The 10,890-nt window shown below is 61.0% G+C and carries 12 protein-coding genes and 1 pseudogene; all 13 read left to right on the plus strand.

Annotated elements, in window-relative coordinates; translation table 11 throughout:
* The first annotated feature begins 50 nt into the window (after positions 1–50).
* Positions 51–797: a class I SAM-dependent methyltransferase gene (locus AC0KW6_RS18425; protein ID WP_323783492.1), complete on the plus strand. Its 747-nt coding sequence runs from the start codon at positions 51–53 to the stop codon at positions 795–797.
* Positions 798–1,191: 394 nt separating this feature from the next.
* Positions 1,192–1,752: a F0F1 ATP synthase subunit delta gene (locus AC0KW6_RS18430; protein ID WP_323783490.1), complete on the plus strand. Its 561-nt coding sequence runs from the start codon at positions 1,192–1,194 to the stop codon at positions 1,750–1,752.
* Positions 1,753–3,291, plus strand: coding sequence for a F0F1 ATP synthase subunit alpha (gene atpA / locus AC0KW6_RS18435; RefSeq protein ID WP_323783487.1), 1,539 nt, complete (start codon positions 1,753–1,755; stop codon positions 3,289–3,291).
* Between the two features lie 15 nt (positions 3,292–3,306).
* The gene (locus AC0KW6_RS18440; RefSeq protein ID WP_323783485.1) at positions 3,307–4,182 is read left to right on the plus strand and encodes a F0F1 ATP synthase subunit gamma; all 876 of its coding nucleotides are present in this window, start codon (positions 3,307–3,309) and stop codon (positions 4,180–4,182) included.
* 21 nt (positions 4,183–4,203) lie between these two features.
* On the plus strand, positions 4,204–5,628 hold the full coding sequence (atpD, locus tag AC0KW6_RS18445) for a F0F1 ATP synthase subunit beta (RefSeq protein ID WP_474035630.1): 1,425 nt from the start codon (positions 4,204–4,206) through the stop codon (positions 5,626–5,628).
* A gap of 56 nt (positions 5,629–5,684) precedes the next feature.
* A complete protein-coding gene (locus AC0KW6_RS18450) occupies positions 5,685–6,098 on the plus strand; it encodes a F0F1 ATP synthase subunit epsilon (protein ID WP_474035631.1) in 414 nt (137 codons plus the stop codon).
* 12 nt (positions 6,099–6,110) lie between these two features.
* Positions 6,111–6,374, plus strand: a complete 264-nt coding sequence (locus tag AC0KW6_RS18455; protein WP_474035632.1) for a hypothetical protein — start codon at positions 6,111–6,113, stop codon at positions 6,372–6,374.
* A 61-nt stretch (positions 6,375–6,435) separates the two neighbouring features.
* Complete coding sequence (locus tag AC0KW6_RS18460; RefSeq protein ID WP_474035634.1) at positions 6,436–7,092, plus strand: metal-binding protein ZinT; 657 nt, start codon at positions 6,436–6,438, stop codon at positions 7,090–7,092.
* A gap of 96 nt (positions 7,093–7,188) precedes the next feature.
* Positions 7,189–8,415, plus strand: coding sequence for a GTP-binding protein (locus tag AC0KW6_RS18465; protein WP_474035635.1), 1,227 nt, complete (start codon positions 7,189–7,191; stop codon positions 8,413–8,415).
* Positions 8,412–8,711: a DUF6525 family protein gene (locus tag AC0KW6_RS18470; protein ID WP_323781331.1), complete on the plus strand. Its 300-nt coding sequence runs from the start codon at positions 8,412–8,414 to the stop codon at positions 8,709–8,711. Before AC0KW6_RS18465 ends, AC0KW6_RS18470 begins: the two co-directional genes overlap by 4 nt.
* Positions 8,712–9,178: 467 nt before the next feature.
* Positions 9,179–9,295 (plus strand): annotated as a pseudogene (locus tag AC0KW6_RS18475) (transposase); the annotation flags it as partial.
* 31 nt (positions 9,296–9,326) lie between these two features.
* Positions 9,327–9,605: a hypothetical protein gene (locus AC0KW6_RS18480; protein WP_474035636.1), complete on the plus strand. Its 279-nt coding sequence runs from the start codon at positions 9,327–9,329 to the stop codon at positions 9,603–9,605.
* A gap of 121 nt (positions 9,606–9,726) precedes the next feature.
* Positions 9,727–10,797, plus strand: a complete 1,071-nt coding sequence (locus tag AC0KW6_RS18485; protein ID WP_474035637.1) for a class I SAM-dependent methyltransferase — start codon at positions 9,727–9,729, stop codon at positions 10,795–10,797.
* The last annotated feature ends 93 nt before the right edge of the window (positions 10,798–10,890 follow it).

Consider the following 10,890-nt stretch of genomic DNA (forward strand, 5'->3'; position numbering starts at 1 on the left):
TTTACATTGCTAAACTGCGCCCAGATTGGCCGAACCAGCAGGCGCCCGCAATGCATCTTGATGTTCAGGATCTCAGGAACTTCTATTACCGCAGCACCCTGGGGCGGGCGGCGCAGGCGTCGGTCCGCGGCCGGCTGCTGGAAATCTGGCCCGGCACCAAGGGGCTGACGGTGGCGGGGTTCGGTTTTGCCGCGCCGCTGCTGCGTCCCTACCTGCCGGAGGCGCGCCGGGTGATGGCGCTGATGCCGGGGCCGCAGGGGGTCATGCAATGGCCGGCCGGGATGCCCAATGTCTCGGTGCTGTGCGAGGAGACCAGCTGGCCCATCGATACCGGCCGGGTCGACCGCCTGGTGGTGATGCATGGTCTGGAAACCTCGGAGCGGCCCGCGAAGCTGCTGGAAGAATGCTGGCGGGTGCTGGGGCCGGGGGGCAGGGCGATTTTCGTGGTTCCAAACCGGGCCGGCTTATGGGCGCGTTCGGATCTGACGCCGTTCGGCTTCGGCCGCCCGTACACGCTGCGCCAGCTCGAAGGCCAGCTGCGCCAGCACCAGTTCGCAATCGAACAGCATACTGCCGCCCTCTACCGGCTGCCCAGCCACAAGCGGTTCTGGCTGAAATCCGGCGCGATGCTGGAAAAAATGGGCCGCAAACTGCCTGCGATGCTGGCCGGCGGCGTGTTCATGGTCGAGGTCAGCAAGCAGAGCCATCCGCAGCGCGGCCACATGACCCGCACCAAAACCGCCAGCCGCATCCGGGTGCTGGAAGGGTTGTCGAACCCGATGCCGGAACCAGCCTGACCGATCCCGGGCTGATCCGGCCTGCCGGTGCTGCATTTCGATTCCCTGAAACTGTCTTTGCGGCGGCGGCAATGCTCAAATACGGCGGCAAGGCCCGGTATGTGACGTTTTCGGCCGCATTTGCCGGGGTCCGGAATCGCCAAAACCTGCAGTTCAGCCGCTGTTTTTTATTTATCGACTGTGGTCAAAGGGCCGCACTTGACTTAAAGCTTTGAAAACATTGAAAACATGCTTCTTCCCGTTACCGTTATAGGCAGTTGATAGGTCGCATCCGCTCTGCTAGACCCACGCTGATTTCAACGCCCCGCTGCCAATGGGGGATGACTCACGCCCCCGGACGCCGCCTGTGGCCGGGTACGCCAACCGGGGCCAATAACATATCGGAAGGGTGGACGTGTCCGAACCAGCTTCGATTTCTGCAGGCATTGCCGCGCGCTATGCCACGGCGGTGTTCGACATCGCGGAAGAAAACAAGGCGCTCGACAGCCTTGAAACCAGCATCAATGACCTGGCAGCCGCGCTGGCTGACAGCGACGACCTCAACAACCTGATCCACTCGCCGCTGGTGTCGCGCGACGAGCAGGGCGCCGCAATCACTGCGGTGGCTGACAAGATGGGCCTTGATCCCGTCCTGCGCAATACCCTGGCTCTGATGGCCGACAAGCGCCGCCTGTTTGTGGTGCCCGCGCTGATCGATGCGCTGCGCGCCCGCCTGGCTGACGCCCGCGGCGAAGTCACCGCCGAGGTGGTGTCCGCCAAGGCGCTGACCAAGACCCAAAGCGAAAAGCTGGCCAAGACCCTGGCCGAGCGCGTGGGCAAGAAAGTTACCATCAATGCTTCCGTCGATGCCTCCATCATCGGCGGACTTGTCGTTAAAGTGGGCTCGAAGATGATCGACAGCTCGATCCGCTCCAAGCTCAACTCCCTACAGAATGCAATGAAAGAGGTCGGATAAATGGGTATCCAAGCAGCAGAGATTTCTGCGATCCTGAAAGACCAGATCAAGAATTTTGGTCAAGAAGCAGAAGTGGCTGAAATCGGCCGCGTGCTGTCCGTCGGTGACGGTATTGCCCGCGTTTACGGCCTCGACAATGTCCAGGCCGGTGAAATGGTCGAATTCCCGGGCGGCATCATGGGCATGGCGCTGAACCTGGAAAGCGACAACGTCGGTATCGTGATCTTCGGCTCGGACCGGGACATCAAAGAAGGCGACACCGTCAAGCGCACCAACTCCATCGTGGACGTGCCGGTCGGCAACGGCCTCCTGGGCCGCGTTGTGGACGGCCTCGGCAACCCGCTGGACGGCAAGGGCCCGATCACCGACGTCACCCGTGGCGTTGCCGATGTGAAGGCGCCGGGCATCATCCCGCGTAAATCGGTGCATGAACCGATGGCAACCGGCCTCAAGTCCGTCGACGCGATGATCCCCGTCGGCCGCGGCCAGCGTGAGCTGATCATCGGCGACCGTCAGACCGGCAAGACCGCGATCGCCCTGGACACCATCCTGAACCAGAAGTCGTACAACGACGCCGCCGGCGATGATGAGTCCAAGAAACTGTACTGCGTCTATGTCGCTGTGGGCCAGAAGCGCTCCACCGTGGCCCAGCTGGTGAAGAAGCTGGAAGAAACCGGCGCGATGGACTACTCCATCGTTGTGGCTGCGACCGCATCCGACCCGGCACCGCTGCAGTTCCTGGCCCCCTACGCCGCAACCGCAATGGCGGAATTCTTCCGCGACAACGGCCGCCACGCGCTGATCATCTATGATGACCTGTCCAAGCAGGCTGTGGCTTACCGCCAGATGTCGCTGCTGCTGCGCCGTCCGCCGGGCCGCGAAGCCTATCCGGGCGACGTGTTCTACCTGCACTCCCGCCTGCTGGAGCGTTCGGCCAAGCTGAACGAGGACTTCGGCGCCGGCTCGCTGACCGCGCTGCCGATCATCGAAACCCAGGGCGGCGACGTGTCGGCGTTTATTCCGACCAACGTGATCTCGATCACCGACGGCCAGATCTTCCTGGAAACCGAACTGTTCTACCAGGGCATCCGCCCCGCCGTGAACACCGGTCTGTCGGTGTCGCGCGTTGGCTCCTCGGCCCAGACCAAGGCGATGTCCTCGGTGGCAGGCCCGGTTAAGCTGTCTCTGGCCCAGTACCGCGAAATGGCTGCCTTTGCGCAGTTCGGTTCCGACCTGGACGCCGCCACCCAGCAGTTGCTGGCCCGTGGCGCCCGTCTGACCGAGCTGATGAAACAGCCGCAGTATTCGCCGCTGACCAACGCCGAAATCGTCTGCGTGATCTTCGCCGGCACCAACGGCTACCTCGACAAAGTCGACGTCAAGGAAGTCGGCCGGTACGAAGACGGCCTGCTGAACCACCTGCGCAGCAAACATGCTGACCTGCTGGCGGACATCACCAACAACGATCGTAAGGTGAAGGGCGAGCTGGCGGACAAGGTGAAGGCTGCGCTGGACGAGTTCGCCGCTAGCTTCGCTTAAGGGGGATCCCAGGCAATGCCGAACCTTAAGGACCTGAAAACCAGGATCGCGTCGGTCAAATCGACCCGCAAGATCACAAAAGCCATGCAAATGGTGGCCGCGGCGAAACTTCGCCGCGCCCAGGAAGCTGCCGAGGACTCCCGCCCCTACACCAAACGGTTCAACGCCGTGATGGCAGGGCTGGCGGCCTCGGTCGGCGGCAGCGAGTCAGCCCCCAAGCTGCTTCGCGGCACCGGCAGCGACCAGACCCATCTGCTCGTCGTGATGACCGCCGAGCGCGGTCTGTGCGGCGGTTTCAACTCGAACATCGCCAAACTCGCCCGCCAGAAAGCGGCCGAGCTGAAGGCCGCAGGCAAGACGGTCAAGATCCTGACCGTCGGCAAAAAGGGCCGTGATGCCCTGAAACGCGACCTTGGCGGTGATTTCGTCGGCCATATTGACCTCAGCGACGTCAAGCGCATCGGCTATGCCAACGCGCAGGGCATCGCCAAGGACATTCTGACCCGGTTCGATGCTGGCGAATTCGATGTTGCCACGATCTTCTTTGCGGAGTTCGTCAACGTCGTGACCCAGATCCCGACCGCGCAGCAGATCATCCCGGCCTCCTACGAGGGCGGCGACGCTGAGGGCGCATCTGCGGTCTATGACTACGAGCCCGGCGAAGAGCAGATCCTTGCGGATTTGCTGCCGCGCGGCGTGTCAACGCAGATCTTCTCGGCGCTGCTGGAAAACGGTGCATCCGAACAGGGTGCCCGGATGAGCGCGATGGACAACGCGACCCGCAACGCGGGCGACATGATCGACAAGCTGACGATCCAGTACAACCGCTCCCGCCAGGCCGTGATCACCAACGAGCTGATTGAAATCATTTCGGGCGCTGAGGCGCTCTAAGAGACAACCGGAGACCAACAAATGGCACAAGCAAAAGGCAAGGTGACCCAGATCATCGGCGCCGTTGTGGACGTCCAGTTTGACGACCACCTGCCCGCAATTCTGAACGCCCTGAACACCGAAAACGGCGGCAAGACGCTGGTTCTGGAAGTGTCCCAGCACCTCGGCGAAAACACCGTCCGCTGCATCGCGATGGACGCGACCGAGGGCCTGGTCCGCGGTCAGGCGGTGGAAGACACCGGCGCGCCGATCTCGATCCCGGTCGGCAACGCCACCCTGGGCCGCATCCTGAACGTCGTGGGCGAGCCCGTCGACGAAAAGGGCCCGGTCAACGCGACCGAGACCCGCGCCATCCACCAGCCCGCGCCCGCGTTCAACGAACAGTCGACCGAGTCGGAAGTTCTGGTGACCGGCATCAAGGTGATCGACCTGCTGGCGCCTTACTCCAAAGGCGGCAAGATCGGCCTGTTCGGCGGCGCCGGCGTGGGCAAGACCGTTCTGATCATGGAACTGATCAACAACATCGCCAAAGTGCACTCCGGCTACTCGGTGTTCGCGGGTGTTGGCGAACGGACCCGTGAAGGCAACGACCTGTACTGGGAAATGATCGAATCCAACGTGATCAAGCCGGACAACCTGGAAGAATCCCAGGTGGCCCTGGTCTACGGTCAGATGAACGAGCCTCCGGGAGCCCGTGCCCGTGTTGCGCTGACCGGCCTGACCCTGGCCGAGCAGTTCCGCGACCAGTCCGGCACCGACGTTCTGTTCTTCGTGGACAACATCTTCCGCTTCACCCAGGCCGGTTCGGAAGTGTCCGCTCTCTTGGGCCGTATCCCCTCCGCTGTGGGCTACCAGCCGACGCTGGCAACCGACATGGGTGCGATGCAGGAACGCATCACCTCCACCAAGAACGGCTCGATCACCTCGATCCAGGCGGTCTACGTTCCCGCGGACGACCTTACCGACCCGGCACCGGCAACCACCTTTGCCCACCTGGACGCAACCACCGTTCTGAACCGTGCGATCTCGGAACTCGGCATTTACCCCGCCGTTGACCCGCTGGACTCCTCGTCGCGCCTGATGGACCCGCAGATCGTTGGCGAAGAGCACTATAAAGTGGCCTCCGACGTTCAGCAGATCCTGCAGCGCTACAAGTCGCTGCAGGACATCATCGCGATCCTCGGCATGGACGAACTGTCGGAAGAGGACAAGCTGACCGTTGCGCGTGCGCGTAAGATCCAGCGTTTCCTCAGCCAGCCGTTCGACGTGGCAAAGGTCTTCACCGGCTCTGACGGTGTGCAGGTTCCGCTGGAAGACACCATCTCGTCGTTCAAGGCCGTTGTGGCCGGCGAATACGACCACCTTCCCGAAGGCGCCTTCTACATGGTCGGCGGCATCGAAGAAGTGAAGGCAAAAGCCGAGAAGATGGCTGCGGAAGCCGCCTAAGACTGGATTTTCCCCTGCGCCCCGGCGGTGCAGGGGAACCCTGAAAGGAGGCCCCAATGGCACAAACGATGCAATTCGACCTCGTGAGCCCCGAGCGGAGCCTTGCTTCGCTGCAGGCCAGCGCGGTCCAGATCCCCGGTGCGGAAGGTGACATGACGGCGATGCCCGCCCATGCGCCCACCATCACCACCCTGCGCCCCGGCGTGCTGAAGGTCGAAAGCCCGGACGGCAACTCGGAGTATGTGGTCACCGGCGGCTTTGCTGAAATCGGCGGCGACAGCCTGTCGGTTCTGGCCGAGCACGCGATCCCGATGGCCGAGATGACGCGCGAGCAGATGGACGCGCTGATCGAAGACGCCCGCGAGATGTACAAGACCGCAAAAGAGGAAGACCAGCCGCACGGGCTGGTCGAGGACGCAGCCAAGCTGCTCGCCGACATGGAAGCCCTGGGCACCCATATGTCCCTCTGATCCAAACGCGGATTGGACGATTTTGAAACCGGCTCCCTTCTGGGGGCCGGTTTTTTTCGTCGGGGAAGGCTGTTTGACGAGGCTTGCCTGCAGCGGCAAATCACCCGCTGGAAGGGTATTTTCACCGAGCTGCCCTTTGAAGAATGGTTTGGCCCGCTGTCCGCACTGCGGACAAAGGTTGAATTCGCCGCGGTTGCTCCAATGACCGCTTTCAGTTGTTGGCCTGCGCTAAAGATCACCTGTTGGAAAGCGTGTCTTGCCAAAGTCATCCGATGAAACTACATGCTCGGCATGTTATGTTATTACATTCGAATCACTAGAAAACTGGAGTCCCTGGATGCCCTGCAAAACCCTCAAACGAACGGCCATCACCGCAATCAGTGTGTTGATGACCGTTTCGGCTCCGGCCATTGCCCAAACAGCAAACCACGCCACATCCAGCGTCGTTAATCATAAGGAGCACGCGCATGAACCGGTTCTTGTAAACGAAGCGGACGTTCAAGCCCGCGAGCTGTCTGATTGGGAGGCCGACTGGCAATCGGTTTATCCATTTTTGCAAGACGGCACTCTGGACGCCGTGCTGGCGCATAAAGCCGAAGATGCGGAACGCACCGTCGAGGAATTCCGCGCCTATTATGACGCAGGCTACGCGACCGATGTAGGCCGCATTCTGATCGACGGTTCCAAGGTGACCTTCTTCCGGGATGGCCTGCCCGTTCAGGGGCTATACGAAAACGACGGCTATGAAATTCTAACCTATGAGTCCGGCAACCAAGGTGTGCGTTACATCTTTGAAAAGTCAGGTGGTGACGCAAAAGCACCGCAGTTCATCCAGTTCAGTGACCATATAACCGTGCCGGCAAAGGCGGAGCATTTTCATCTGTACTGGGGCGACGACCGCGCAGAACTGCTGAAGGAAGTCACCAATTGGCCCACATATTTCCCGGCCAGTATGACTGGTGCCGAGATCGCAGCAAATATGCTCGCGCATTAAATCCGGTCGCTTCCCCATGCCAAAGCGGCAGGCCTGCGACAAAAGCAAGCCTGCCGCTCCGCTTCAGACAATCCTTCAGTCCAAGGCCGCTCCAGAATGAACACTCCCGCGATAAACACAGACACACGCCTTCCCGTCACTGTCCTCTCAGGCTTTCTGGGAGCAGGGAAAACCACCCTTCTGAATGAAGTCTTGCAAAACCGTGATGGCCGCCGCGTTGCGGTCATTGTAAATGATATGTCCGAGGTCAACATCGACGCCGGCATCATTCGCGACGGCGATGCAAACCTCAGCCACACGGAAGAAACGCTGGTTGAAATGACAAACGGCTGCATCTGCTGCATCCTTCGCGACGATCTGTTGCAAGAGGTCAGCCGTCTCGCCGCAGAAGGCCGCTTTGACTATCTTCTCATCGAATCCACGGGCATTTCGGAACCATTGCCAGTTGCGGCGACTTTTGACTTTCGCGATGAGAATGGCGTCAGCCTTTCGGATGTTGCGCGGCTCGACACGATGGTGACCGTGGTCGATACAGTCAATTTATTGAAAGACTACGCCAGCCACGATTTTCTCAGGGATCGTGGCGAGGTGATGGGCGAGAACGATGACCGCACGCTCGTGAACTTGCTGGTCGACCAGATAGAGTTTGCCGACGTTGTAATCCTGAACAAAGCGAATGATGCCGGGCCTGCAAACGTAGAAGCCGCTCGCATGATCGTTGTGGCATTGAATCCGGATGCGCAAATAATCGAGGCTGACTACGGGAAAGTGCCTCATGACCGAATATTTGATACGCGCCTGTTTGATTTTGAAAAAGCGCACGAAAATCCGCTTTGGGCAAAAGAGCTTTACGGATTTTCGGATCACATCCCTGAAACTGAAGAATATGGGATTTCGTCGTTTGTGTATTGCGCAAGACGGCCTTTTGCCCCTCAGAAAGTGAGCGACGTGCTGTCTGGCCCCTTGCCCGGCGTCATACGTGCCAAGGGGCATTTTTGGATAGCGACGCGGCCCGATTGGGTGGCTGAATTTTCGCTTGCAGGCGCAGTGAGCAGTGTCAAACCTATGGGCATCTGGTGGGCAACCGTTCCCGAAGATCGACGCCCGGCAAGCCCGCAGGCAACAGAGTATTTAGAGCACCACTGGCAGGAGCCCTTCGGGGACCGGCGCCAAGAATTGGTGTTTATCGGTTCGGGCATGGACAAGGCAGCGATAACAGCGGCGTTGGATGCGGCCCTTGTTGAAGATGCGCATGCATTTACGCCCGACGCTTGGGCCAGCTTGCCCGACCCGTTTCCGCATTGGCGGCGCGCGCCTGTATGATCAGCGCAGCGAGGCGGAAAGGTTTTGTGACACGGCGCGGCAGCAATGCGCGGACGAGCTTGCCCCGGTCAAAACAAAGCGGAAATCCGATGGCGGCCTTTGACCAGTTGCCAGCGGATCTCCGCGAATGGCTCAGGCAAGCTGCGCTGCCGTGGTCACCTCGTTCGGCGCTGCGGGTTTGGCGGTCTGCACTAAAAAAACACGGAGGCGACCGGACTGCTGCCTGCGCTTACCTCAGCCAAGTGGAACTTAAAAATCTCAAGCAAGAAGCTGGACGGATTTGGGGTGCCGAATAAAAAATCCTAAAAAGGGGACTTTGGCCACTTATCAGGAAATAAGCAATGTGGGCTCACGCACTAAATCGCTCCGCGATATGGGCGCCTGTGGCTGGCGGTGCGGGAAACCGGGATTTGTTTTGCGGATTTCGATGACGGCTGCGTTCTGTCGGGCGCGGTGATTTAGCCTCGGTTGACAGAGGGTTTCCGATGACCGTTCAGCAGTCCGCACCGGCGGCACCCCTTCGCGCCCGGATGATTGCCGATATCCCGGCGCGCAATCCGGGGCCGGCGCTTCAAACCAGCCACTTGCGGGCCAGCAAGCGGTTTGCAGCCTGGCTCGGACGATCCCCCCGGGACCGCGGTACCCGGCGATGTGCGGGGCTTCCAGCGGCAACTGATGGAAAGCGGCACCAGCAACTGTACCCGCGATCAGACCATGACCGGGGTGAAGTTTCTGTTCCGGGTGACGCTGCGGCGGATGAACTCGCCGGTTCCTGATCCATGCCCTGCCCAAGGGGCAGCAACGCATCCGCCCCTACGGCGTCTTCGCGAATCGCAACCGTGCCGCCAATATCGCCAGGATCAGGGACCTGCTCGGGGCAGGCAGCTTCGGCATGGGTTTTGTGAGCCTTGATGGGCATGCGCCGCGCCGAGCGCGGTCCGCCCAACCTGCAGAACAAGTACCAAGGCCATCAACCGCTTCAAATCCCCATAGAGCCAGCTGATCCGCCCACTTCCAACCCCGCGATTTCCCGCTTGCGTGTTTCTCCGACGCCAGGCAATGCCGCGCATCATTCAAACGTCGCGCGCGGCGTCCGAGAAACCTGCATCAAGCAGCCCCTCTCCGGAGCCGCGGCGAACGGCACCGGTCTCATCGCTGGCCTCATCGCCGGCCTGCCCGCTGGCGCATGATGTCAGCAGGCCGGCATTCACTTCACAAGATCTGCCCCCGGCCTGCGGATCATTAACGCTATACTCACAACTTTTCGAAAAATTGCCCGGCATGAAAACGTCCCAAACTACAGGAGTCGCCGTGACCGATTGGACTTCCGGCTACGTCGCCGGCATTGACTACACCCATGACTTCCACAGCCAGCTGACGCCGGCCTTGCTGGGCTTCGGCGCGATGAGCCAGGGCCACCGGCACGCTCTGGACGGTGGCCGCATCAGCTATTGCGAGCTGGGCTGCGGTCAGGGGTTTTCCGCCAATCTTCTGGCCGCGGCCAACCCGCATATCGACTTTCACGCGATGGACTTCAGCCCTTCGCATATCGCCGGCGCCCGGGAGCTGGCGCAGGAGGCGGCGCTGGAAAACGTGCATTTCCACGAACGCTGCTTTGCCGGTTTCGACGCCGCGCCGGGGCTGCCCCAGGTCTTTGACATCATCGCGCTGCACGGTGTGTTCAGCTGGGTGTCGGAGGAAAACCGCCAGCATATCACCCGCTTCATCGCCAAGCGGCTGAAGCCGGGCGGGCTGGTCTATGTCAGCTATAACGCGATGCCCGGCTGGGCTGCAGCCATGCCCTTGCGCCGGCTTCTTGCCGCCCGGGCAGAAAAGGGCAGCGGGGCGCTGACAGACCGGATCGGCGAGGCGACGGCCTTGGCCCGTCAGCTGGGCGCAGCGGGGGCGGCGTATTTTGCCAGGAATCCGGCGGCCGCCAAGCGCCTGGAGCAGATGAAATCGATGCCGGCCAATTATCTGGCGCATGAGTATTTCAACAAGGACTGGACCCCTTTCTACTTCGAGGATCTGGCGGGCGAACTGGCCGGGGCCAAATTGATTTTTGCAGGGTCGGTGCATCCGCTGGACAATCTGGACTGCATCCGCTTCACGCCGGAACAGCAGGCCCTGCTCGACAGCGAGGGCGATCCCGACCGCCGCGAAGGGCTGCGCGATCTGCTGCTGAACGAGCATTTCCGCACCGATATCTTTGTGAAGGGCAAACTGGCGCATACCCCGCGCGGCGGGATCGGCGCCTGGTTCGCGACGCCCTTTGCCCTCAGCCGCCCCTACAGCGGCGGCGTGCTGAAATTTCAGTACCGGGGTAAAGAGGTGCCGCTGGAACAGGATGAACTTCGTTCCTGTTCCCGGACACCGGGGTAAAGTACCCCTGTCCAAGAAAGGAACATGGAATGGGACACTCGAGGCGGACGTTCACAGACGAGTTTAAAGCCGCAGCTGTTGGTCGGCTTTATA

This window comes from Leisingera sp. SA215 (assembly GCF_055902035.1).